The 24,922-nt window shown below is 48.2% G+C and carries 17 protein-coding genes; 5 read left to right on the top strand and 12 right to left on the bottom strand.

Annotated features, from left to right (window positions below; translation table 11 throughout):
* Positions 1–15: 15 nt before the first annotated feature.
* Complete coding sequence (locus tag C5O19_RS10000; RefSeq protein ID WP_108724060.1) at positions 16–2,850, bottom strand: PD40 domain-containing protein; 2,835 nt, start codon at positions 2,848–2,850, stop codon at positions 16–18.
* 194 nt (positions 2,851–3,044) lie between these two features.
* Here C5O19_RS10000 and C5O19_RS09995 point away from each other — a divergent pair, with 194 nt between their 5' ends.
* Positions 3,045–4,013, top strand: coding sequence for a helix-turn-helix transcriptional regulator (locus C5O19_RS09995; RefSeq protein ID WP_104711782.1), 969 nt, complete (start codon positions 3,045–3,047; stop codon positions 4,011–4,013).
* A gap of 37 nt (positions 4,014–4,050) precedes the next feature.
* On the opposite strand, the gene C5O19_RS09990 is transcribed toward C5O19_RS09995, so the two are convergent.
* The 6 genes from C5O19_RS09990 to C5O19_RS09965 all read right to left on the bottom strand — a co-directional run bounded on the left by C5O19_RS09990 (position 4,051) and on the right by C5O19_RS09965 (position 11,646).
* A complete protein-coding gene (locus C5O19_RS09990; protein ID WP_104711780.1) occupies positions 4,051–4,842 on the bottom strand; it encodes a hypothetical protein in 792 nt (263 codons plus the stop codon).
* Between the two features lie 82 nt (positions 4,843–4,924).
* Entirely contained in the window at positions 4,925–5,977 is a 1,053-nt protein-coding gene (locus C5O19_RS09985; protein ID WP_104711778.1) for an AMP-binding protein, read from the bottom strand.
* An 87-nt stretch (positions 5,978–6,064) separates the two neighbouring features.
* Positions 6,065–6,541: a Dps family protein gene (locus C5O19_RS09980; RefSeq protein ID WP_104711776.1), complete on the bottom strand. Its 477-nt coding sequence runs from the start codon at positions 6,539–6,541 to the stop codon at positions 6,065–6,067.
* A gap of 58 nt (positions 6,542–6,599) precedes the next feature.
* A complete protein-coding gene (locus C5O19_RS09975) occupies positions 6,600–8,927 on the bottom strand; it encodes a glycoside hydrolase family 65 protein (RefSeq protein ID WP_104711775.1) in 2,328 nt (775 codons plus the stop codon).
* A gap of 114 nt (positions 8,928–9,041) precedes the next feature.
* On the bottom strand, positions 9,042–9,704 hold the full coding sequence (pgmB, locus tag C5O19_RS09970) for a beta-phosphoglucomutase (RefSeq protein WP_104711773.1): 663 nt from the start codon (positions 9,702–9,704) through the stop codon (positions 9,042–9,044).
* A 19-nt stretch (positions 9,705–9,723) separates the two neighbouring features.
* Complete coding sequence (locus C5O19_RS09965; protein ID WP_243406367.1) at positions 9,724–11,646, bottom strand: glycoside hydrolase family 13 protein; 1,923 nt, start codon at positions 11,644–11,646, stop codon at positions 9,724–9,726.
* Between the two features lie 198 nt (positions 11,647–11,844).
* On the opposite strand from C5O19_RS09965, the gene C5O19_RS09960 reads away from it, so the two are divergent.
* Genes C5O19_RS09960 through C5O19_RS09945 form a run of 4 tightly spaced genes read left to right on the top strand, consistent with a single transcriptional unit; the run spans position 11,845 to position 16,396 of the window.
* Positions 11,845–13,566 carry an alpha-amylase family protein gene (locus C5O19_RS09960; RefSeq protein ID WP_104711768.1) on the top strand — a complete coding sequence of 574 codons (1,722 nt, stop codon included), beginning with the start codon at positions 11,845–11,847 and terminating at the stop codon, positions 13,564–13,566.
* Between the two features lie 22 nt (positions 13,567–13,588).
* A complete protein-coding gene (locus C5O19_RS09955; RefSeq protein ID WP_207766399.1) occupies positions 13,589–14,917 on the top strand; it encodes an MFS transporter in 1,329 nt (442 codons plus the stop codon).
* Between the two features lie 39 nt (positions 14,918–14,956).
* A complete protein-coding gene (locus C5O19_RS09950; RefSeq protein WP_165795993.1) occupies positions 14,957–15,742 on the top strand; it encodes an N-acetylmuramoyl-L-alanine amidase-like domain-containing protein in 786 nt (261 codons plus the stop codon).
* Positions 15,743–15,793: 51 nt separating this feature from the next.
* Positions 15,794–16,396 carry a TetR/AcrR family transcriptional regulator gene (locus C5O19_RS09945; protein WP_094817042.1) on the top strand — a complete coding sequence of 201 codons (603 nt, stop codon included), beginning with the start codon at positions 15,794–15,796 and terminating at the stop codon, positions 16,394–16,396.
* Positions 16,397–16,743: 347 nt separating this feature from the next.
* Here the strand turns inward: C5O19_RS09945 and C5O19_RS09940 are convergent, their stop codons facing one another.
* The 5 genes from C5O19_RS09940 to topA form a co-directional block, all read right to left on the bottom strand.
* Complete coding sequence (locus C5O19_RS09940; protein ID WP_104711764.1) at positions 16,744–18,363, bottom strand: S8 family peptidase; 1,620 nt, start codon at positions 18,361–18,363, stop codon at positions 16,744–16,746.
* A gap of 112 nt (positions 18,364–18,475) precedes the next feature.
* Positions 18,476–19,159, bottom strand: coding sequence for an SIR2 family NAD-dependent protein deacylase (locus C5O19_RS09935; RefSeq protein WP_104711762.1), 684 nt, complete (start codon positions 19,157–19,159; stop codon positions 18,476–18,478).
* Positions 19,160–19,590: 431 nt separating this feature from the next.
* Positions 19,591–20,781 carry an MFS transporter gene (locus C5O19_RS09930; protein ID WP_104711760.1) on the bottom strand — a complete coding sequence of 397 codons (1,191 nt, stop codon included), beginning with the start codon at positions 20,779–20,781 and terminating at the stop codon, positions 19,591–19,593.
* 81 nt (positions 20,782–20,862) lie between these two features.
* Positions 20,863–21,831, bottom strand: coding sequence for a helix-turn-helix domain-containing protein (locus C5O19_RS09925; protein WP_104711758.1), 969 nt, complete (start codon positions 21,829–21,831; stop codon positions 20,863–20,865).
* 329 nt (positions 21,832–22,160) lie between these two features.
* Positions 22,161–24,668: a type I DNA topoisomerase gene (gene topA, locus C5O19_RS09920; RefSeq protein ID WP_104711757.1), complete on the bottom strand. Its 2,508-nt coding sequence runs from the start codon at positions 24,666–24,668 to the stop codon at positions 22,161–22,163.
* Positions 24,669–24,922 lie beyond the last annotated feature (254 nt).

Below are 24,922 nucleotides of genomic sequence, written 5' to 3'. Positions count from 1 at the left end.
ACGGATGGTAAGGGTTTAAAATCCAATATTAATAACTAAAAATTGAGATTGAAACGTACCGCCGCGGGTCCAGAGGCTCCGGAAGCCCAGTTCGAAAGCCTGCCGTAAACGCAGGACGTTGAAATCGAACGTAACATCAACACCTGTAGATTGGTAAGTACGGCTTCGCTCACCCGTGACGGCATAGCCCAAATCCGCGAAGGCATTCAGTTTGATTCGCTGCACGTACAGCAAGCGACCCAAACTCCAGTCGGGGTAGGCCAGCGGCAACTGATACTGAAGCGTACCCGTCGTTAGTTTCGCAGCACTGGCGTATGCATATCCCCGAGGGTAAAACATCGGGCTGCCAAATACGTACGAATCGCCAGAACCCTGAAACTGTACGCCGCCGTAAAGACGAATGGAATGATGCGGGAAAAATCCTGGAAAGTACAGTCTCGTTTGTAAAGCCAGCAAGTTACCCTGTAGTACACCTCCGAAAGGCGTATTGCGGGCGTATAGACTAAACGTTTGCCCCCAGCGAGGCTGCACATCCCGCTTGGCTTGCCGTAACAGACGGGAGTAACTTAGGGAAACGGTCGTGGCCGATAAATTATGACGGCCCGGCTCGGTACGGCTGCGTAAGGGAAGATCGTAACCCTGGGTCTGAATAAAATTGGCTTGTACAGCCAGCGAGAGTCCTTCCCGATACTTGGAATGGGTCAAGACCAGGGGCAGGCGTAAGCCGACGTTAAATTCGTTTTGTCGCCAGTAATCTTTTCGAAGACTATCAATGGGCAGTTGCTCGTCGAGTGAAAAGACCGTCTGACGTCCGGCACTCGCTACACTCACATCGATGACCGGATACCAACCGTAGAAGCTGAAGTTGCCTTCCCAGCGGCCCTGTCGTTCGTTGGCGTTATAGGTATACCCGGCGGAAGTGAAGGCCGTAGAAAGCAAATTCTGCGATTGGATGCCCACGGATAAGTCCGTCTCGGAGGAAGTCAGCACCGGTCCCCAGCCGTAAATGTTAAATAAATGAGCCCTGGAATAAGGCTTGCGAACGTTCGACTGATTGGGTACGGAAGCCAGTAACGCGGGATTGTTTTCCTGCTGGACCAGCGGACCAAACGAGCGGGTAGGGGAAGTCGGGATTTCCGTAAGTTCAGTCCATTCCGCTGGGTTAAAGGGCAGTCGGGCAATCCGGTAACCCTGTTCCGTAAAATCCTGAAAAGCCAGGGTACGACCATCGGGTGAAAGAGCGGCGTGGTACGCTCCAAAAGGCCGTTGCGTGACAGCGTAATGTTTTTGGCTGGTTCGATGAAACGCGTAAATCTGGTCGGTACCCGTGTACGGAGCGTTGTAAAGTACCCAGTCACCGTACAACAGCGGCTGAGAAAGATTCTGCGTCTGGAGTGGAAAAACATCCTGCGATTGCCCTGTCTCCAGATTTAGTATCGTGAGCGTTTTCTGAGAACCTACCTGTCGTACCATAATGGCCCGGCGACCATCCGCTGCAAACCGGGGCTGTTGGTACAACGACTGTTGAGAATTCGGAAAAGTCCGAAGAACCTGACCGTCGGAAGCCTGCACTAACACCAATTCACTTTTTCCTTCCGTATCAATGGACACCGTGAGAATGGTACGCCCATCGGGCGAAATCGTCGGAGCAAAATAGCGGCTTTTTCGGGTGACTTGCCGCATCGTTCCCGTAGGCAGGTCGAGTGTCTTGAGTACGGTATAATCCCGCATGCCCCAGCGGGGATCAAAGTGTTGTTCCGCCCAAACCAGCGTAGACTGGCCCAGCGAAAGGGTGGCAGAATTTTGTAGAAAACCCGTTTCGTACAGCTTCGTTTCGTTTTGCCCGTCCAGCAGTACGAAAGCAGGAATATTCGCTAATCCCGACTTCAACGCAACGATCCGCCCATCGGGCAATAGTTGTGGGTACTCGTAATCCGTATACACCCGAACGGGTTTGGTAGTAACCTGCGGGGCGGATGACGCTACGGCTTGCTGAGCGGCCCATTGCCGGGTAAAGTCAGCCGCCGCTTCCTGATACAAATCTTCCGTCCGCAAGCCTGAAATCTTCCGCAGTTTGTCCGAAAAAGAAAAGGGGTAGAAGGGGAAACGGTAGTACCGGTCAAGAACCGTATTCCAGACCTCAGGCCCCAGCTTTCTACGGGCGTAATTCGTCAGGTGATAGCCCAGTACATACCAATCGGGAAGGTTATCCCGGTACGAACCCGCAACGATTTTAGGGTAGCTGAACGGCTTATTTCGGCTTAGTAACTGGGTACGGAGCAGGAGATTAAACTCCGGGATTCGCCCGCGTCCGCCGGGGGAGAGTGCCGTTTCCGTGCACACGGCGTCTCCTTCCGCAAACCAGTCAGGGATGCCGGTTTTTAGAAAATTAGTAGCATTGTAGCCAAACAGATAGAACAATCCCTTACTAATACCGGTCATCGCTTTTTCATTCTGAACGACGTGCCGGTATTCGTGCACGGCCAGCAGGTCAAGCCAGCGATTATTGCCCAGAAAATTCGCGTCCTGTGGAGGCGTGATATAGAACTCGGTATGACGGGGCGTCAGGGTCACAAATCCATTGGAAACCGTGGTTTGGGTTTGCAGCACCAGAGGAATACGACGGGGTTTGCGACCAAGGGTCTTGGATACGGGCTCATAAACCGTTTCCATGGTATTTGCTAGTCGATTACTAACTGAATCAAGACCTTCCGGATAAATGATCTGGAAGTGAGGAGTCCGGTACTGAAACCAGCGAATGGAGGCAGGGTTCTGGCTGGTGTTACCTAATTGAGCAAGTGCCTGATATCCAGTCAAACAGCACCATACACAGAAAAGAAAACGATTCATTCCTACGAATCTAGGGAAAAAATGAAGGGTGTAAGCTAAGCACAAACTTTGAAATTTTTAGCAGGGCTACGTAGGCGTATTGGTTTTTTTTGAGGAAAAACGGGGTTAATCTGAGGAAACGAAGGAGCAAAAAACTTGACTCGCTTTCTATTTTAAATAGTTTTGCTAAAAATTTTGTCAATTTAGGAGGCGGTATGAGCATCATTAGCGAGAATATTCGGTATCTGCGGAACCGTAACGATCTGACACAGGAGCAGTTAGCTCGTCGCCTGGGTACCAAAAGGCCAAACATTGGTGCGTACGAAGAAGCGAGAGCTAACCCGCCCCGCGAGACGCTCATCAAACTTTCGCAATTGTTTGGCGTGACGCTCGATCAGTTGCTGACGGTTGATTTACGCCGGATTCGTGATACGCCCAGCCTGAATTTAGGTCCCGCCTCCGCGACGCCTCCCGTTTACCGTCCCGAAACACCCCGTCCACCGCAGCCCATTCAAAAAGTGGTGGATACGTATTTCCGGGAAAAATCGCAGGTTAATCTGGTCGCCCAGCGAGTAACGCTTCGTAAACTCAATCGCTTGGATTTTCTGTCCGATACGCCCGTAGAATTACCCAAAGCATCGGAAGCGTTCAATCGGGCAACGGTTACGGCTCCACCCGTGATTCAGACACCTGTTCCAACGACTCCGGTAGATTCGGGTATTCGGCTGGTCAACCAGGGGCGGATGAGCGAATACGTCATGAAATCGCGGCAGGGGGAGTACATTCAGCAGTTGCCGCCGTTTCAGGGACCGCAGACGAAAGCGGGTGTTGTCCGGGCTTTTGAAGTAGGCGATGATTTTTCCATTCCCGGTTCCATTCTGATTGCTGAACAGGTAACGGATTGGTATACACTTGAAGACTCCCGGCACTATCTGATCGTATCCCGAATGCAGGGTTTACTGTACCGACGGGTCTATAATCAGCTGAAAATCAAAAGTACGCTTTTACTAAGTTCGGATAATCCAGGTATTCAGACGATCGAACTTTCCCTGAAGGACATTGTAGAAGTCTGGGCCGTTCGCGGCTTTTATAGTACCAAGCTACCCGAACCGCCCGTATCGCTTGACCGTATGAAAGCGTTAGTAGAAGAATTAAAAGAAGAACTTGATCGGGCGAAAGCCTGAGACATAAAAAAGCGGATGGCAACCATCCGCTTTTTGTTTATTCTGTAGGCAACTGCGAGAGTTCGTCCAGCGTACGTTCGATGTCGTTCAGAAACCGATTGTTACCGCTCGGATTAACCAGTGATTTGCCAAATTCGTACCAAAGGCCGTCGCCAACATTGATAAAGTTACCTGGATGATCGGGCTTCTTAGGCGTAGCTTTTTCGGCTAGAAACTCACCCGCGTAAATGAGTCGTAGCACCGGATTCAACGTATCCCAGCGAAGTTCATTCGACTTTTCAATGTTCCCCACTTGCATATTCATCTTCACCGTACGTTTGGAGAAGAACACGTTCATTTCCAGTTGTACTGACTTATCCTTCAGTTTCTTCAGATAAATCAGTTTCAGCGGAGCTTCCAAACGGGCCGTTTCGTAGATGGCCTGAATGAGTTCCTGCGACAGGTATTCCCAGGGCTCCCGGTTCCGGGGTTTGCCCAGTAAGGGTTCCTGATCCTTGTATTCAATATTGAGCCAGAACTGATTTTCAGCTTCCTGGGCCGGACGACTGGTCTTGTAAAAGTCGGTTTTAGCAACCAGCGACCGAAGTTCTTCCGTCCAAACGGGTAGGAGTGTACCTTCCCACTCGAAATCGTCGTTACCCGTGAATCCTTCGCCCAGAATTTCTTCTTCCGTCAGATCGTCCCGATCGGTGTATTCAATGCGAAACACCACGTGTAATTCATCCGCCCGATTAACCGTACTGCGGATGAAATATTTATGTGAATACGGAGCAGGGATAAGCTCTGCCGTTTGATAATTGATCTCAACGGATCGTAGAAGAGTTTCCATAAGCACAATTCTGTGCGTGAAAAATAGTGAATAGTTTTTAGTTTTCGGCGTTTAGAGGCAGTTTTCGGGCAGATCTTAACAATTATTCAGTGGGTAGCCCCTGTACAGTAGCTCGTTTATCAACTTTTTCCGTGGGTGTATGCTGGAAAGCATTTACCGTACGTAGAGACCGTGGGGACTTATACGCGGGGAGCTGATTTTTAAGTTGCCAGAGCAATTCCTGATTTAGTTCGGGAGCGAGCGACTCCGCTTCGATGACGAGCGTTAGTGCCTGCCCTAGCCGTTCATCGGGAAAACCCCAGGCAAAGAAACGTTTTCCGGGATAATAGGCTTGTACGATCGGTTCAACCCAGCGTTCCACTTCTTCCAGTTGAATTTTAATCCCTCCAGAATTAATGATATGATCCGCCCGACCCAGCATACGAAAACGTCCACCGTCCTGCATTTCTACGACATCATTGGTCTGAATGCGTTCGAAATTAGAAGCAGCGGCAGTAATGTGCAGGCAGTCGCGTTTGTCAAGCCCTAAAGCTACTCCCGGTAAGGCCTGAAAGTAATCCGACTGCTCGGGACCATTCAGGCGGCGAACGGCAATGTGCGAAACTGTCTCGGTCATGCCATACGTAGCATATACGGGAGCTTGTATTACCTGTAAGGCTGCGTGTAAGCTCTGCGAAACGGCCGCCCCACCAATGATAATGGCCTTCATTTGATTGAGCTGCGGTAAAGATTCACTCGCTTGTTCCAGTAAATGTTGCAGTTGCAGGGGTACAAACGCCGCGAAATCGAGCGAGACATCTTTGGGTAACGGGTCGGAGCTGGGTTCTGTAACAAAAGTGCGTAATCCACATTCCAGCGTACGAACGAGCATCATTACTCCCGCAATGTAGTTGATATTCAAACAGCAAAGGGCCTGATCGCCGGGCTGCAACTGAAAGGTTTCAGCCGTAAGGCGGGCAGAGGCCTGCATCTGAGCCCGAGTTAGCGTAATGATTTTGGGCGTACCCGTCGAACCGGAAGTCTGCAGCTGGAAATGCGATTGACCCGAAAGCCACTGCTGGCAGAAATGCAGGGCCTGAGCTTCGTACTCCGTCTGCGGCTCGGGTAAAGGAAGAGCGGCATCGATTATTAGCATGCGTGTAAAATTAACCGGTTGCCTGAGAAAAACGGAAAGCCGTTGTCTGACAACGGCTTTCCGCAAGGTAAGTAGACCAACCTGTCCTTAGTTATTCAAAAAGGCCGAGTACATCCAGACCATTTTTTCCTGCGAACGAATGTAATCGCTCATTAGGGCACTGGTTCCTTCGTCGTTGATTTCACCCGCTATCGCCAGGATTTCGCGTTGCAGTGGCATAATTACCTTGAACGAATTCAAAATGCCTTCTACTGCCGTAGTACCGTTCGAAACTTTGGCACTTTCCAGAATTTGCGACTGGCGGGCATATTCCGAATAATTGTGGTTCGGTGTATACCCCAACGTTAAAATCCGCTCAGCTACTTCGTCAATTTTTAGCAACAAATCGTTGTACAGCTCTTCGAATTTTACGTGTAATTCAAAGAATTTTTCGCCCTTGATATTCCAGTGATACCCGCGGGTATTTTGGTAAAAAATGGAATAATTAGCCAATAATTCGTTCAGCTTCTGGGCTAATGCAGCGGATTTATCGGTATCTAAACCAATGGCATTTAAAGTACTCATGTTATCGTATCGTTCGGTTGACAAAAAGTAAAACCACCGTTTACGGACGCAAAGAAAATTACTCTTCTTCGGGGGCTTCGACTATTGCCGCAGGAATACTGCGATTTTCGCCGTGAACCCATACGGTAAGCTCATCACCCGCTATGTTCTCAATTTCTGTGCCATCCGGTCGGACGTGTACATCGAGGATATTGTCCCGAAAACGAATAATAAACGAATAACTCTGCCATTGCTGGGGGCAACGGGGCGATAAGTGGAGCTGTCCGTCTTTTACCCGCAGGCCACCAAAACCTTTAACTACTGACATCCAAGTACCTGCCATGGAGGTGATGTGTAGCCCATCTTCGGTATCGTTGTTGTAGTCATCCAAATCCAGACGACTCGTTCGCAGATACATTTCGTAGGCTTTATCATCCATCCCCAGTCGGGACGCCAAAATGGCATGTACGCAGGGCGACAGAGAAGATTCGTGGACCGTACGGGGTTCGTAGTAATCATAGTTCTGCCGAATCGTCGCTTCCTCAAATTCATCCTCGAAGAAGTATAAGCCCTGCAGTACGTCCGCCTGCTTGATAAAAGGCGACCGCAAAATTCGATCCCAGGACCATTTCTGGTTCAGCGGACGATCTTCGGGACGCAGGTCGGTTACAAGAATTTGTTCTTTATCCAGGTAACTATCCTGTTGTAGGAAAACCCCTAATTCTTTCGATTCGGGTAAGTAAAGCTGGTCGATAATGGCCTGGAAGCGACCAAACTCCGCTTCTTCGTTGAGCTGCAGTTGCTGACTCAAAGTGGCGTAACGCTCGGCCTCCGTATTCTTCAACTGATCGGCTACCTCCAGCGTGTATTGCAGGCACCAGCGAGCGATGTAGTTCGTGTACCAGTTATTGTTCACATTGTTTTCGTACTCATTCGGTCCGGTTACGCCGAGCATGACAAATTGTTGACGCTCGTCTGACCACGTAATCCGCTGCGACCAGAAACGGGCAATGCCCAGGAGTACCTCAAAGCCGTATTCACCCAGGTAAGCCGTATCGCCCGTATACCGAATGTAATCGTAGATGGCGTAGGCAATAGCTCCGTTACGGTGGATTTCCTCGAAAGTGATTTCCCACTCGTTATGGCATTCCTCCCCGTTCATTGTCACCATCGGATAGAGGGCCGCTCCTCCCGTGAAACCCAGCTTTTCAGCGTTTTCAATGGCTTTGCCCAGTTGTTTCCAACGGTAAATGAGTAGGTTACGGGCTACTTTGGGTTCTGCCGTGGAGAGATAGAAGGGAATGCAGTACGCTTCCGTATCCCAATAGGTCACGCCGCCGTATTTTTCTCCCGTAAATCCTTTGGGACCAATGTTGAGGCGATCGTCTTCTCCCGTATAGGTCTGACTGAGTTGAAACAAATTGAACCGAATGGCTTGTTGAGCTGCGACGTCCCCTTCAATGACAATATCCATCTGCTGCCATTTCTGGGCCCAGGCTTCGATTTGTTCCCTCAAAAGTTGTTCGTATCCTTTTTCGGCCATGGTAGCCAGGTACGTCTTGGCGTGGGCGAGCAGGTCCTCACGGGCGTGATTCTGGTCACTCAGGTTGCAGGCGTATTTAATCAGAGCGATTTCTTCGCCTGCAATGACGTCCAACTGAATGCGACTGCTAACGAAACCTTCCTGCTTGACGGGCAAGGCTTGGAACGGAAACGAAGCTCCGTCTTTGTATAAAGCGAATTTCTGACCCGTAACGACTTGGAATTGAGGTACCCCGTACTCATTCGGCACCGTAGTCAGGTGGAGGTAGCCTTCCGCAAAACCCGTTTCCCGGTGAATCTCCTGCCAGAATTTCTGGTCGTAATTGGAGTCGCGGTTGGAAATCGTTCCGTCGATGTAGGGCATGATGGTGAGTTTGCCATCAAAATTCAGGGGTTTGATGCAGTAGCGAATGACCCCGCCTTCATCGTGGGTGAGCGAACAAAACCGTTTCGCCGTGACGCCCACCTGTTTACCGGAAGGCAGCATCGCCACAAACGAACGGCTCAGCCAGCCTTCTTTCATATTCAGGGTCCGACGGAATTCGTGCACGTGGCAGTTCGCCAGATCCAGTTTTTCGTCCTCCAGCTCAATCTGGATACCAATCCAGTTGGCGGCATTTATGACTTTCGCGAAGTAATTGGGGTAGCCGTTTTTCCACCAGCCAACCCGGGTTTTATCCGGAAAGTAGACTCCGGCTACATAGTTACCCGGTAGGGTTTTGCCGGAGTAGCCCTCTTCAAAATTGCCCCGCTGACCCATCCGGCCATTACCCAGGGACATAATCGATTCGGTGATTTCATTCCAATCCGCATGAAAGCCTTCTTCGATGATGCACCATTCATCGTGGTTCAAATAATTTTTCATCCGAGTTTAAGTTCAGCGATTAGTTGTTTCCAGTAGGAGGGGTCACTAATCGGTATGTGAAGTACGCCCAGTCAAGAGAGGGCTGAGCGTACGTAAGTTCTTTTCAAAAGGGGTTTACTGCCAACCCAGCAGTTCGTCGCTGAGCTTGGTCAAACTGGTTTCGGTAAAGGCCGTAATTACCACGTCCGCTTCCGTGAGTACTTCAGGAGATCCGACGCCGACGGCTTTCATTCCTCCCCGGTGGGCGGCTTCAATGCCCGCCACGGCATCTTCAAAGACGACACAATCGGCGGGATTTTGGTGTAAGGCCTGGGCTCCGAGTAAGAAAACTTCCGGATCAGGTTTGCTTTTGGTCGTATGCGTACCATCGATGATGGCATCAAAGGCATCGAGCATATCAATTCGCTCCAGAATCAGTCGGGCGTTTTTACTGGCAGAACCCAACGCAATGCCAATCCCCGCTTTTCGTAAGGAATCAAGAAAGTCACGAACGCCGGGCAGAACTTCCTGCGGCGTCATTTGATTGACATAGGCTAGATACCATTCGTTTTTGCGAGCGGCCCATTGCTGTTTTTCTTCATCGGATAAAGTAACACCACCCCATTGCAGAATCAATTCCAGCGACTCCATGCGGGAAACACCCTTCAACTGTTCGTTCTGGTGTTCCGTGAAGTCAAAACCCAGTTCATTGGCGAGTCGTCGCCAGGCTTTAAAATGATAAATAGCCGTATCAACAATTACTCCGTCAAGATCAAACAGGCAAGCTTTCAAGGCAATCTAAAGTTTTGGTTTCCAGTTATTGAAGCTCCAGTACAAGGGAGGAACGAGCGGGAATCTGAATCTGCTGTACATTCGATATCCGGGCTCCCGTCAGTACATTTTTGGCCGAAGAAAAGCCATTCATGCGTTCACGAAAGCGGTCCGTATCGATCGTTTTTTTCGTCGTATTGGCGTTCATGAGTATCATTACCGTACCCTTAGTATCGTGCCGAAAATACGCATAGATTCCGTCCAGTGGCAAAAATTGCGTCAATTTTCCTGTTTGCAGGGCTGTGGAGGTTTTACGGAAGTTAGCCAGCGTACGTACATAGGTAAAAGCTTCATTTTCGGTAGCGGTTCGGCCAGCGGCTGTAAACTTGTTGGTAGGGTCATTGGCGAAACCACCCGGAAAATCCTTACGAACTTCAGCATCCGATGGATTTTTAAAATTCTTCATAAGAAGCTCCGTTCCGTAATAAAGTTGGGGAATACCGCGGGTCGTAAGCAAAAAAGTTATGCCCATTTTGTACTTGTCCAAATTTTCCCCAATCACCGAATAAAAGCGATCCAGGTCATGGTTGTCGAGAAAAATCAGATTGCGGTAGGGATCTTCATAGAGGAGATCCTGCCCCAGCGTTTCGTACCAGCGGTTAATGTTCTGATTTAGGGCTTCGTTGCTAGCATTATAGATCTGAAAATCAATGGCTCCGGGTAGGTTGCTCTTCCAGGGAACATTGAGTTTATTCTTAACGAAGTACGCCTGATTTGTGACACTGTTTACCCAGTTTTCACCACAGATATACAGGTTGGGATGCTCTTCCAGCAGCCGCTGGTTAAGCGTATTCATGAAGTTCAGATCGTTGTAAAAATACGTATCTACCCGCCAGGCATCAATGCCGAAATACTCGACCGACCAGAGGGCATGCTGAATCAGAAAATTTGCTACGTAAGAATTTTTATGATTCAGATCGGGCAGGAAAGGAACGAACCAGCCATCCTGGCTCACTTTGCGGTCGTAATCCGAAGCATAGGGGTCTACGACGGGCTGGTCTTTGTAGGTCGTGTTCTGATACTGCGGCCACTGGTTCAACCAGTCTTTAGCGGGCAAATCTCGAACCAGCCAGTGATTTTTCCCTACGTGATTATACACCGCGTCCTGCATGATTTTTAGTCCCTTGGCGTGAGCCGCTGCTACGAGTTTCAGGTAAGCTTCGTTTCCGCCCAGGCGTTTATCAACGCTGTAGTGGTCTGTAAAGCCGTAGCCGTGGTAGGACGAACGCATGGCTCCCCCTTCATTCGTGGTAGGCTGATCGTTTTCGATCACGGGATTGAGCCACAGCGTCGTTACGCCCAGTTCTTTAAAGTAATCCAGGTGTTTCATGATGCCCGCCAGATCGCCACCGTGTCGCAGAAACGGATTGTTTCGGTCCAGTTGCGTATCGGCCATATCCGCGAAACGGTCATTGGAAGGATCGCCATTAGCAAAGCGGTCGGGAAGCAGCAAATAAACAAAGTCCCGCGAATCGACGGTCTGGGGGCGGGCCGTACGAGCCTTCAGTTCATAGGGTATCGTGACGATCATTTCCCGGCCACCGTTGACGATCGTACTGTTATTTCGTCTTTCCGTTAAAGGAAAGACTTTCGAAAACTGTAGTTGTAGCGTGCCGGGTTTAGTATCCGCACCGATGGTCAGGTCCACAAACACATAATTCGGGCTTTCCACCTGATGCACCCGATCAACAAACACGCTGGGGTAATTGACCTTTACTTTCGCACCTTTGATATTCGGCCCGTATACCAGTAGCTGTACCTGTTGCCTTTTCATACCCACGTACCAGTTGGTGGGGTTAATGCGTTGGATCTTAAGACCTTGAGCAAAGAGGGGTAGCGTCTCAAGAAGCAGAAAACAGAAAAGACTGATCCGCAAAAACATGGGGCGAACAATTAAAGTGAGTAGCAAACGAACGTAAAATTTACGGAAATATTAATTTGTTGCGATAAAATTGATTGATTTGGATACTTAATGATAGTTAAGGGCATCAGTAAAGAAAAAATAGTCGGGAAAAGAATTCGAAAGTGTGATTCACAACCCTGATTTTTGAAACACTTCCGGTGAAAATGCGGTAGTGTCATTCCATAACTTCCCAAGAAAACAACCATGTCTGTAGAAAAGCAAAACGACAAGCTGCTCATTTATGAATTGACCATTCGTTTGTTCGGTAATAAACAGTCGCAAGTAAAACCCTGGGGCTCGTTGAGTGAAAACGGTACCGGCACGTTTAGGGATGTCAGTGATACCGCTCTGAAAAATTTGAAAAATTTCGGTATGACCCACGTCTGGACGATGGGTGTGCTGGAACACGCCACCATGGAAGATTTTTCGGCTCTTGGTATTCCCAAAGATCATCCGGCGGTGGTAAAAGGTCGGGCCGGCTCGCCGTATGCCATCAAAGACTACTACGACGTGAATCCCTTCCTGGCTCAGGACCCTTCGCGGCGGATGGAAGAGTTTGAAGCGATGGTGAAACGGGTCCACGCTCAGAAGCTAAAGCTGATTATTGATTTTGTACCGAATCACGTGGCTCGTCAGTATCACTCTGATGCCAAACCCGCCGGGGTGCTTGATTTTGGCGAAACGGACGCGGATACGCAGGCGTTTTCTCCGGCCAATAATTTCTATTATCTGCCGAACGAAGAGTTTGCCATTCCGGAGGGTGTTCACCTGCCCATCGAATCCCCGCACCCGTACTTTGAATATCCGGCCCGAGCCACGGGAAATGACGTGTTTCAGGCTCAACCCAGTATCAATGACTGGTACGAAACGAGTAAACTTAATTACGGCGTTGATTACCAGAATGGGCGTTCCTGTCACTTCGACCCCATTCCGGATACTTGGCTAAAAATGCGGGACATTCTGCTGTACTGGGTGGCGAAAGGCGTAGATGGCTTCCGCTGCGATATGGCTGAGATGGTGCCGGTGGAATTCTGGGCCTGGTGTATTCCCCAGATTAAAGCCAAAGGAGACATTATTTTCATTGCTGAAATTTATAATCCGCTACGGTACCACAACTACATCCACGTAGGTCAGTTTGATTACCTGTACGACAAAGTAGGAATGTACGATACGCTGCGGGAGCTGATGGAAGATCGGGGACATGCTTCGGGCATTACGCGGGTGTGGCAACACGAGTCTGGTGATATTGAGAAACACATGTTACGTTTCCTGGAAAATCACGATGAGCAACGGATTGCCAGTGAGTTTTTTGCCGGAAAAGCCGAGTATGCCATTCCCGCCTGGGTGGTAAGTGCCACGCAGGGACGCGGTCCGGTGATGTACTATTTCGGACAGGAAGTAGGCGAGCCCGCTGCCGAAGCCGAAGGGTTCCAGACGAACGATGGCCGAACTACGTTGTTCGACTGGTGGCGGGTGCCGCAGTGGCAGAAATGGATGAATGAGGGGAAATTCGACGGCGGACTATTATCGCCCGAAGAGAAAAAGCTGTACGATTTCTACTTAGCCGTAAATAAACTCTGCCGCAAGTCGGAAGCCATTCAATACGGTAATTTCTTTGATTTACAGTACGTGAATGGGGGCGGTCAATCCGCAGGCTACGACGAATCGAAACTGTATAGTTACCTGCGGTACACCGAAAATCAGCTGTTACTGATCGTAACGAATTTCAGTCGGACGCAGACGTATCAAACTTCGGTACGAATTCCCGAATTGTTCTGGAATATGGCGGGCCTTTCACCGCAGGCATCGTATGCGTACAAGGAGATTTTCCTGAACAAAAAAGTAAAAGGAAGCTTCCAGGCTACGGATGGAATTGCCGTCCAAATTCCGGCCAACAGTGCGTTGATTTTTGAAATCACTCCCTAAACGTAATCCATTCCCTACGCGAATGCCCGGTTCCCCCGCTTCTGCTTCCGTTTTCTCAAAACCCCGGTTATCGTTCTGGCAAATCTGGAACATGAGCTTCGGGTTCATGGGCATTCAATTTGGCTTTGCTCTGCAAAACGCCAATACGAGTCGCATTTTTTCCACCCTCGGAGCAGACGCCGAAGAAATCCCTTTGTTATGGATTGCGGCTCCGCTGACGGGCATGTTGGTACAGCCCATCATTGGCTACTTCAGTGACCGAACCTGGCACCCCAAGTGGGGGCGGCGGCGACCGTTTTTTTTCTTTGGAGCCGTATTTGCTACGCTGGCTCTGATTTTCATGCCCAATTCCTCCAGTCTCTGGATGGCGGGCAGTATGCTCTGGATTCTGGATGCATCGATCAACATTTCGATGGAACCGTTCCGGGCCTTTGTGGGCGACCTGCTGCCCAGTGAACAACGTACGTCCGGATTTGCCATGCAAAGCTTTTTCATTGGCGTGGGAGCGGTAGTGGCGTCGGCACTGCCCGCTATTTTTACGTACCTCGGCGTAGCAAATACGGCAGATCCGGGGGAAATTCCGAACTCGGTTCGATGGTCGTATTACCTGGGAGCTGCCGCTTTTATTTCCTGCGTCTCGTATACCGTACTCACTACGAAAGAATATCCACCCGAAAATCTGGAAGCCTTTCGTCAGGAAGGACGAAATCGACGGCTGGGCGATGAATTCAAGGAAACCTTTTCGGGCTTGTTTCAAATGCCTAAGGTGATGCGTCAACTGGCCGTTGTACAGTTTTTCACCTGGTTTGGGCTGTTTTGCATGTGGATTTATACGACCAATGCCGTAACAGAACACATCTACGGAACCAGCGATACGCATTCCGAACGGTACAATGAAGGGGCAAATTTTGTAGGGACGGCATTTGCGGTGTACAATGGCGTCTCGGCTCTTTTCTCCTTACTGGTTCCAACTATTGCCGCCCGAATCGGACGGCGAATGACCCATTTGCTAAGTTTGGTTATCGGAGGGGTTGGACTGATTTCGATCTATTTCATACAAGATCACCAGTGGCTGTTATTGTCAATGACGGGCGTCGGTATTGCCTGGACGAGTATTCTGACCATACCCTACGCTTTATTATCCGGTAGCCTACCTGCTGAACGAATGGGTTACTTTATGGGCGTATTCAACTTCTTTATTGTATTCCCTCAGTTTCTGGCGAGCCTGGGCTTATCCTATCTCATCAAGCTGGTAGGTTGGGCTCCGATTCAGGTTATCGTCTTTGGGGGAATTTTATTGATCATTGCGGGGTTAATGACCCTGCGTGTCGATGATGAAGAGAAGGCTTAACAAACGATTCTACGTATTCAGTCAATGATAAAGGTAAGTATGTGGCTTGGCTTATGGCTGGCCTTCGTCATGGGTGACCTGGAGCTAATTCAGCAAAAGCTTCTAATTCCGAAGGGTCAGACGCCGGGAGAAACGGCGGGTACCGTAGCCCTGAGTTTTCTCAATACGCCTTACGTGGCCCGTACTCTCGAACAACCCGGCGATGAACAGCTGGTGATAAACTTGCGAGAACTGGATTGTACGACGTTTGTGGAAAACGTACTGGCTCTTACCCAAACTATTGAGTCCGATACGCTGACTGTGGATCACTTCAAGCACCAATTAGCCCGGTATCGCTACGATCAGGGGAAGGTACAGGGGTATGGAAGTCGGCAACATTACTTTTCATCCTTCTTACAACAACTGGTTGGATACGGTGAAGCTCGATTGATGGCAGAGGCGTGGGGCGGCGTGCCCTACAACAAACCCATTGATTTCATGACGAAGCACCGGAATCTATACGCTCAACTGGCCGATTCGCAGAATTTCGAGCGAGTACAGTCGCTCGAACAGGCCTTGAATCAGATTCAGAAGTACTACATTCCGAAGGATAAGTTTTCTGCCATCGAGTCAAAACTACGAACAGGCGATATCATTGGTATTACCTCAGCCAAAGCTGGACTGGATGTTTCACACGAAGGATTTGCGTACCAAAAAGGGGGGAAGGTGTATTTGCTGCACGCCTCAACAGATCAGAAAAAAGTGGTGATTTCGGCGGAACCGTTGGCAGCGTATTTGAACCGGCACCGGGATCAGACGGGTATCATTGTGGCTCGTCTACAATAAATCACGAGTACGAACTCAAATCCATTGACTATTTAACAAAGGCTACGAGGCATGGCGAAACGGCTTGATACCCCTAAAAAATCAGACAGACCCCTGGATAAACGCACAGCAATTCTGGAGGCTACGCTGGATTTGATTTCAAAGAATGGGTTCCATGCCACACCTATGAGTATGGTTGCTCAGCACGCCAACGTAGCCGCCGGAACGATTTATCATTACTTCGAAAGCAAGGAGCAACTGATTGATGAGCTTTTCCTGCTGTACCGGGACAAAATTGCTCTGGTGATTCAGGAAAGTGATGATACGACTAAGCCGTACCGAGATCGGTTCAGAAGTGTATTTCTGGGTTTGTACGACTACTATGTAAGCCATCCCGATCAGTTTCTGTTTATTGAGCATTACGCCAATTCGCCCATTATGAACAAGCTCTCCAAAGAGGAGATGTTCAACTTTTATCAGCCACTCTGGGAGTTTTTACGAAAAGGTATTCACACGGGACAATTGAAAGACATCTCCTCCCGCTTGATGGCCTGGATGGTCTATGGTAATATTACTGCTGTCGTAAAAATGAAACTTTCGGGTGATTTGACGCTGGATGTTATGTTGCTGAATACGGCCGTAAATACGGTTTGGGAAGGATTGAAGCGGGGGTGAGGCCGGTTTTCAATTTTGGTAGGATAAACCCAATGAATATAGTGGGATGGGCCATCCGTAGCATTTGCTACGGATTTTTTAGTTGGTAGGCTGTGCTTACCGGGCGGGTCGGTTCCCCGCATTGCATAGGGGGCAAAGTATATTAAATCCCTCCGGGGTTGGTATACTTACTTAAAAAGGAAAACATTGGTGCAGGTTTCCTAACCTGTACCAATGCAATGGGTCTTGCTTGAGTTAAGTAAGCAACAAAAACAAAACCGGGAAGTCTAGATACCTTCCTCATCAGAAGACCTCCAAACTTCCCGGTTGTCGCAGTCAATTGAAAACTGTAAACCAAAAACTGTAAATTACTTAATCTTACCCGCTTTTTCCCATTCTAGGGCCAGTTTCACGGCATTATAAGCGTTTACTTCACCGCCTGAATTAGAAAGTTCGCCAAAGGCAACCTGACCTTCGCCACCGGGCTGATTAACCTGTTGTTCCGGAAACTTCACAGTTGATTCAATCAGCAATTGCCGTAACTGAGCGGCCGTAATTTTGGGAAAATAAGATTTCACCAGAGCCGCCACACCCGCAACTACCGGAGAGGCCATCGACGTACCGTCCAGTTCTTCGTATTTAGAACCGGGTACGGTGGAGTACAGAGCCACGCCGGGTGAGAACAAATCGACGCCTTTTTTACCGTAGTTCGAGAAGTTGGCCACTTTGTTGGGTTCCCAGCTCAACGCACCAACTTCAATCCAGTTGTTGGGCTCACTACCTGATTTGAGTTTACGGTTCGGGAAGTTAGGCTCTACATCCGTATTCTGTGATTCGTTACCGGCGGCATGAACCAGCAGTACATTCTTCGATTCCGCGTATTTCACGGCTTCATCAACCGCTTCTTTCTGGGGTGAATACGCTTTCCCAAACGACATATTGATGATCTGAGCTCCGTTGTCAACGGCGTAACGAATGGCATTGGCCACGTCTTTGTCACGTTCATCGCCGTCCGGTACTGCCCGTACTACCAGGATTTTTACATTATCAGCGACACCCTTCATGCCCAGGTCATTATTCCGGTCAGCACCGATGATACCCGCTACGTGCGTACCGTGACGAGCGTCAGGGCCGATCACGTCGTTGTTGCCGTAGTTATGATCCTTGGTATCTTCGGGATTATCACCAATGATAGTCTGACGGGCGTTGTAATCCGGATTAAGTTGTACTTCAGCTTCCGTCTTATAATGATCGTAAGCTTCCTGCAACTCTTTCTCATTGTAACCCATTTGGAAACCGCGTTCGTAGGCGGCAATCGCCCGCTTCAGCTTACCATCGGCGGTCGTTTTATCGATTTTAGCTACATCTTCCGCCGTGACGGTATCCTTCTTCAGGTATTCTTTCAACGTTGCACCGGCTTCTGTATAAGACTTCAGCAGGTTTTCAATCAACGGAAGCATCATTTTCGACTCCTGAGCTTTCTCGTTGTAGGCAATTTTTAATTCCTGATAGTATGTGAAGGCGTCTTTCTGATCGGCAGGAATATCGGCTTCCGCTTTTCCTTCGAAAAGTTTCTTGTACTTGCCGTATTCCCGGGTCAGTTCCAGGCCTTCCTTATCAACGTTCTGTCCGTCTTTATTGCCGAGGAAGCTCCAGCCGTGCACGTCATCCACGTAGCCGTTGTTGTCGTCGTCCTTACCGTTACCCGCAATTTCCTTGGGGTTGGTCCAGATTTTCGATTTCAGATCTTCATGGTTAATATCAATTCCGGAATCGATCACCCCGACGATCACGGGCGATGATTTACGTTTTTTGACTAATTCGTAGGCTTTCTCTGAACTTACGCCGCGGATTTTATCGGCCGAATAGTCAAGATTAAACCAGTTGGTTGGGGCTTTCGTCTTTACCGGTTCCGTAACAGGAGCCTGATTCTGAGCGGTTGCTAAATGGGCAGCAAGCAGTGCTACCGGAATGAACCATTTACGCATATCAAATCGTGTTAATGAAATTTCACCTATATTAACTCATAAATAGGAAGAAAAGTCCGGGAAAGCCTACTAATTATTGTTAAAAGGCCCAGATTCCGGACATTCGGGTGTTTTAAGCTTGCAATTGATTTTGAATCATTTGTAAACCCAGACTGGCTTTTTCAGCAATATACGTTACATTTTTCCGACGTGAAACGGAGGGTAGGTTCGGATCGACTACGTAAACGGGCGTATTCGGACGAACAAAATCAACTAGACCTGCCGCTGGATACACCTGCAAAGAGGTGCCAACCACGATGAATACATCCGCTTCCTCGCAGTACGGAATTGCTTCCTGAATGGCCGGAACCTCCTCTCCAAACCACACAATATGCGGTCGCAACTGGCTGCCCAGTTCGCACTGATCGCCTACGTTGAGAGCCCAGTCCCCCAGCTCATAAATCAAGGCCGGATTTTTCGTTGAGCGGGCTTTGAATAACTCCCCGTGTAAATGTAAGACGTGCGTACTGCCCGCCCGCTCGTGCAGGTTATCTACGTTTTGCGTAATGATCTGAACTTCGAAATCTTTTTCAAGTTCGGCTAAAATGTGATGAGCTGCATTGGGTTCAGCAGTCAGAGCCTGTTTGCGGCGTTGGTTATAGAAGTCAAGCACCAGAGCCTGATCTCTTCGCCAGGCCTCTGGTGTGGCAACGTCTTCAATACGATAGTTTTCCCAAAGACCATCCGAATCCCGAAAGGTCTTAATGCCACTTTCGGCGGAAATACCAGCTCCGCTTAATACAACTATTTTTTTCATAGGAAGTGAAGCGAGTTTACGTTGGTTTGAACGGGTTTAAGGTTTAAAAGACTAGCGGCTAGTAAGCTCTTGCCAATTGTCACTTTTATGGTTTGAAAAGTTTGATAGCTAGTAAATTACAAAAGACCAAACGTGTTTCATGCCTCATTCAAACTTTAAACTACTTTAAACCTGTAGTTAAGGAGATACCTGTCCGGCCTCTAACCCCTAACAACCGAGTGAAATGTGTAGTGGCGAATTATCAAAACTGGTGGGGATTAACCCACGCTTTTTATTCAAATAATTGCAAGTAATAAAAATGAATAAGTTGATTTTTCGAACTGAGTTAGATGGAAAGCCAATGACAGTAGCATAAAATATTCGATAACTCAAAGGAAGTAACTTAGTAAATGAGTGAAAAACTATAGGAAGCATAGGTGTGAATGTTGTTCCTACTTTTCTTTCCTGAAAACAGCTATGGAAAAAACAGCCGCCACGAGAATACCAGCTCCAAATAGTTTGAATGCTTTATCTAGACCGATATCGACGATCAGGCTCAATACCAGACTTCCGAGGCCGTAGCCTGAAAAAAGGAAAAAAGCGAAAAGTCCTGTAGCCGCACCTTTTTTAGAGCTAAACGTGGTGACAATAGCGGCAAATAACGGATGAGATAAATCAAACCCAAAAGAAAGCAGGGCTACTAAAAGGCAGGAAGCGGCAAGGCTAAAATTCTGGCTTAACAGCAACACAGAAACTGCCCCAAGAAACAGGCCGATGGGGATAATTTTATTTCTCCCATAACGATCAGCCAGCCTTCCTAACAATGGCCCAAACAATAGTCCAGGAATACCGTAACCTAATAAGGCAAGACCAATCTGACGTTCGTTCAGTCCATAATTCTTGTAAAAGAAATAACCTAACCAGGCAAAGACACCGCTATGGAACATTCCATTGACCAATACATAAAAATAGGTATACCTTGCCCTTTCAGTCGATAAGATTGTGTGGAAAGACCGCAAAATACTATCCTTGGTTTTGGCCACAGCTTCCCTTTTCTCGAAGTTGTTTTTTTGTCGCAATGTCAGCATAAAAATAACCAAGCCAATTGCTGCGACCCCTACAAAAAGCCATCGCCAGCTTACAAAAGAAGTAATCAATGCCCCGGCACTGGATCCAAAGGCTGTACCCCCTGCCATACTGCCGAAGAAAATCCCTAGGGCGTGTCCGCGTTTTTCGTAAGGATAGGTATCACTAATCCAACTAATGGTCGTAGGGGCAACACCCGCAGCACCGATGCCTGTTAACAGCCTTAGGAAGATCATCTGATTAATTCCATTGACGAAGGCTGTTAATAAGGTAAGCAAGGAAAACACAAAGAGGCAAAAGGCAATAATCCGGAACCTGCCGAAGCGGTCGCTAAGCGGTGCATACACCAAAGTAAACAGTCCATACCCGAGCAGATAGGCAGGTTCAATAAAGCTGACGTGCCGGACAGTAGTGGTAAACTGTTTGGAAAGCATGGGCAGCAGCGGTGCTACCATGAAGCCTTGAAAAAATATGATGAAAGTAGCCAGTGATACGATATATACCGGCAACATAGATACCTGTGCAGTCGTTCTGCTGGTTTTAGTTAGTCCGTCCATTCTTTTGTTTGTTGAATGGGCCAAACTTCGGAACGATGACAAGAACACGGCTTACACCTATTCAGGTAATGATTGGACTTTTTATCGATTTCGGGTGTCGAGAGGCCGCCACATGAGTTGAAGGGCATCATCGCGGTAAGCCGTAGGGGTCATACCCGTCATTTTTTTGAAAAACCGGTTGAAATAAGCTGCCTCATTGAATTGCAGCAGATCGGCTATTTCCGATACCTGCAGATCGGTATGCGTCAGCAAGCTTTTTGCCTCCAGCAGTATCTTTTCATTGATATGGTATAAAGCGGTGTGTCCTGTATATTTTTTGATGAGGAAGTTTAAATGGCTAGGGGTGAGGTGCAGTTCAGCCGCAATGCTTCTTACGCTTGGCCTCTGTTCCTTTTTGGCGGTTGGTGCATCGATCGAATAGGCATTCAACACGTTCCTGAACCGAATCATAAGCGAAGCCTGCTTTAACTGGAAATCTGTCTTTGCCTCTTTATCTTTATAGTACAGGCGGCGAACCTGAATAAGCAACACTTTTAACAAGTGTTGTATCATTTCAAAATGATCGGCATTACTGGATTTCATTTCGTCAAGCAGTGCTTCAGCGGTATGGCCGATGGCATCCATATCTGCCTGGGACAATCTTAAAATTGAATTAGCCCCGTTCACGAAAAAGGGGAAGTCTTTTTCAAACAAGGGCTTTAGCGGGTCTATTCCCGCAAATTCAGGCGTAAAACAAATCAGGTAACCGTATATGGTTTCCACACGTTGCCAGCTTTCTATTTTACCGGGATACGTGAAATATATAGAGTTTGAGGAGGTACTAAAGGTTTCGTCAGGTAATAGAAACCGAAGCCCGGGTGTTTTACAAATAACCAGCCTGAAAAAGTTACCACGAAAGAGCGGCATGAACAATAACTTGCCTTTAGCCTGGTCTTCCATTCGCATAATAGTAAAGAAGTTATTTTCTGCCTTGCCAATCCTGAACGTATCGAAGAAGTCACTGATTGTATCGAACCAGGGAATGTAGACTTGTTTGTTTTTCTTTGCCATGTATGATCAAAACCTATTCCAAACTTACGTAAAAAGATCCCTACTGTGGCTTTGATACACTTTGCACGGTTTAACAAAATATAAATAGGTTTTCTAGTCAATTAACCGTCCATATAAGCCTCTACATCTATCGAATACCTTGCTGTAGTAAAATTTTAAATCATGATCGAACCAGGTGTGGCGTAAATGAATAGAAATGAAAAGGGGGACTGTAACGTCCCCCGATGGTCAATCTCTTTTACAGAATTTTGCAGCCTAATCACTACTATTGAAAAGCAAAACTGCCTGCTTATAGCGGGCAGTTTTGCTACATGTTAAGCAGAGGCAGCTTACTTTTTAGGTGCTGCTTTCTTACGAGTCGTTTTCTTTTCTTCCGTAGCGGCTGCTGGACTTTCGCCTCCTAACTCGAGGCATTGTTCCAGCGTCAGAGAAGCGGGCTCGGTTCCCTTGGGAATTTTCACGTTCCGCTTGCCAATCTGAATGTATGGCCCATACTGACCGTTGAGCACTTTCACCGTCGTATTTTCCGGAAACTCCTTAATAATTTTATTGGCTTCGGCGGTTCGTTTATTCTGGATAATCTGAATCGCTTCGGCCAGCGTAATCGTATCCAGATTCATGCCCCGGGGTAGGGAATAGAACTTACCATCGTGCTTCACGTACGGACCAAAACGGCCTTTGCCCTTCGAAATGGGTTGACCTTCAAACTCACCAATAGCGTCGGAAGCTTCGGCTGCCCGTTTTTCCTGAATCACTTGAATGGCTCGTTCTTCATCAATCGTATACGGATCATCGCCTTCGCTGAGATTGTAGTACTTTTCATCGAACTTGATGTACGGGCCCAACTTGCCGATGTTTACCAGTAGTTCTTTTCCTTCCAGTTCACCAACGGTACGCGGCAGTTTGAAAAGCTCAATCGCTTCTTCCAGCGTAATGCTTTCCAGTAATTTATCCTTGGGAAGGGGAGCGTACTGCGGTTTCTGTTCTTCTTTCGAATCACCTAATTGAGCGAACGGGCCGTATTTCCCTAAGCGAACTGAAACCATGCGACCGGTTTTGGGATCGATACCCAGCTCGCGGGCCGATTTCACGGAACTACGTTCGGCAGAGGAACTTTGCTCAATGGTCTGGTGAAAATTCTTGTAGAAGTTGTCGATCATGCGTTGCCATTCGATCTGGCCTTCCGCAATTTTATCGAACTCTTCTTCCATATCCGCCGTGAACTTGAAGTCGACGACGTTATCGAAATTATCTACCAGAAAGTCATTAACGATCATGCCGATGGTTGTCGGAAAGAGTTTTGCTTTTTCCGTACCATAGGTTTCCTTACCCGTTTTCTCCGTGAGTTCATCATTTTTCAATGTCAACTCTTTGAAGTTCCGCTCTTTACCGGGCCGGTCTTCCTTAACGACGTACTCCCGCTTGATGATCGTTGAGATCGTCGGGGCGTAGGTGGAAGGACGACCAATGCCGCGTTCTTCCAGCTCCTTTACCAGACTGGCTTCCGTAAAACGGGCAGGGGGACGACTAAACCGCTCGGTTGCTTTCAGGACGTCCAGATTCAGAATCTGACCGATGGAAAGCGGGGGCAGCATCCCTTTGCTTTCTTCGTCTTCATCATCCTTGGATTCCAAGTATACTTTCAGGAACCCATCAAACTTAATGACCTCACCCTGGGCGATGAGTTCTTCTGAAGTAGTAGAAATGCCAATAGTTGCTGTGGTACGCTCTAATTGGGCATCGGCCATCTGTGAGGCGATACCACGTTTCCAGATCAATTCATACAAACGCTGTTCCTGACGGGTTTCGCCCGCTGAAGGTACGGAGAAGTCCGTAGGCCGAATGGCTTCGTGAGCTTCCTGAGCCGAATCATTCTTGGTTTTGTACCGACGCTGCTGCGAGTATTTCTCACCAAACTGCTCGATGATCGAAGCTTTCGATTTAGCTAAAGCTTCCTCGCTCAAGTTGGTTGAATCCGTACGCATGTAGCTGATCTTACCGGCTTCGTACAGCTTCTGAGCGTATTGCATGGTCGCAGCTACAGAGAAGCCCAGTTTGCGGCTGGCTTCCTGCTGAAGCGTCGAGGTAGTAAAGGGCGGAGCGGGAGACTTCTTGGCTGGTTTAGTCTCTAGATTCCGGATGCTGAAGGTAGCTCCTTTACACTTTTCCAGAAAAGCCCGGGCCTGAGCTTCCGTTTCGAAATTTTTCGGCAATTCGGCTTGTAGTACCTTATTACCATCGAGCAGAAATTGAGCAACGACCTTAAAGCTCGATTTACTCTGGTGCTGGTCGATACTACGTTCGCGTTCAACCACCAAACGCACCGCAACGGACTGTACACGACCCGCCGAAAGACCGCGTTTTACCTTTTCCCACAAGACGGGCGAAAGTTCAAAGCCAATCAAACGATCCAGTACCCGGCGAGCCTGTTGGGCATTCACCAGATCCTGATTGATGGTACGCGGACTTTGAATGGCTTTTTGAATGGCCGTTTTGGTGATTTCCCGGAAAACGATACGTTTAGTCGTATCAGGTAAGCCGAGGGTCTCTTTAAGGTGCCAGGAAATGGCTTCTCCTTCGCGGTCGTCGTCGGTCGCTAGCCAAACTTCTTGCGAAGATTTAGCCAGTTGCCGCAGTTCATTGACCACTTTTATCTTTTCGGGAGAAACTTCGTACGTTGGTAAAAACCCATTTTTGATGTCAATAGCGAGGCCTTTATCGGGTAAATCCCGGACGTGTCCGTAGCTGGATTTAACCTGAAAATCAGCTCCTAAATAACCTTCAATGGTCTTTGCCTTCGCCGGTGACTCCACAATGACGAGGTTCTTTTTAGCCATAGTTAGTGGTAGTAGGGGTATGGGAAGTGTCTGCCAAAGTAAAGGACAAAATTCCGAAACCACTGCAATTCGTGCCTTTCAAGCCTAAACTTATTGGCAGATTTGCTTGTTAAAATGACATAAAACTACATGCCAATAGAAACGGCGGGACTGTCAAATGCAGTAGCTATGTATAATAGTTAAGCAGGATTTTCAGATTTTATCGAAATATGACCCCGCATGTTTTGTATTTTTGAGGGCGAAACCTGTTCCTT

This window comes from Siphonobacter curvatus (assembly GCF_002943425.1).
In the GTDB taxonomy this organism is placed as follows: domain Bacteria; phylum Bacteroidota; class Bacteroidia; order Cytophagales; family Spirosomataceae; genus Siphonobacter; species Siphonobacter curvatus.
This window is presented reverse-complemented; position numbering and strand designations above follow the sequence as displayed.

Bases quoted from the DNA above. Each gene is read 5' to 3' on its own strand.
- topA (WP_104711757.1), bottom strand. From the start codon at position 24,668: ATGGCTAAAAAGAACCTCGTCATTGTGGAGTCACCGGCGAAGGCAAAG.
- C5O19_RS10000 (WP_108724060.1), bottom strand. From the start codon at position 2,850: ATGAATCGTTTTCTTTTCTGTGTATGGTGCTGTTTGACTGGATATCAG.
- C5O19_RS09980 (WP_104711776.1), bottom strand. From the start codon at position 6,541: ATGAGTACTTTAAATGCCATTGGTTTAGATACCGATAAATCCGCTGCA.
- C5O19_RS09990 (WP_104711780.1), bottom strand. From the start codon at position 4,842: ATGGAAACTCTTCTACGATCCGTTGAGATCAATTATCAAACGGCAGAG.
- C5O19_RS09945 (WP_094817042.1), top strand. From the start codon at position 15,794: ATGGCGAAACGGCTTGATACCCCTAAAAAATCAGACAGACCCCTGGAT.
- C5O19_RS09935 (WP_104711762.1), bottom strand. From the start codon at position 19,159: ATGAAAAAAATAGTTGTATTAAGCGGAGCTGGTATTTCCGCCGAAAGT.
- C5O19_RS09975 (WP_104711775.1), bottom strand. From the start codon at position 8,927: ATGAAAAATTATTTGAACCACGATGAATGGTGCATCATCGAAGAAGGC.
- C5O19_RS09995 (WP_104711782.1), top strand. From the start codon at position 3,045: ATGAGCATCATTAGCGAGAATATTCGGTATCTGCGGAACCGTAACGAT.
- C5O19_RS09960 (WP_104711768.1), top strand. From the start codon at position 11,845: ATGTCTGTAGAAAAGCAAAACGACAAGCTGCTCATTTATGAATTGACC.
- C5O19_RS09985 (WP_104711778.1), bottom strand. From the start codon at position 5,977: ATGCTAATAATCGATGCCGCTCTTCCTTTACCCGAGCCGCAGACGGAG.
- C5O19_RS09940 (WP_104711764.1), bottom strand. From the start codon at position 18,363: ATGCGTAAATGGTTCATTCCGGTAGCACTGCTTGCTGCCCATTTAGCA.
- C5O19_RS09950 (WP_165795993.1), top strand. From the start codon at position 14,957: ATGTGGCTTGGCTTATGGCTGGCCTTCGTCATGGGTGACCTGGAGCTA.
- C5O19_RS09925 (WP_104711758.1), bottom strand. From the start codon at position 21,831: ATGGCAAAGAAAAACAAACAAGTCTACATTCCCTGGTTCGATACAATC.
- C5O19_RS09930 (WP_104711760.1), bottom strand. From the start codon at position 20,781: ATGGACGGACTAACTAAAACCAGCAGAACGACTGCACAGGTATCTATG.
- C5O19_RS09955 (WP_207766399.1), top strand. From the start codon at position 13,589: ATGCCCGGTTCCCCCGCTTCTGCTTCCGTTTTCTCAAAACCCCGGTTA.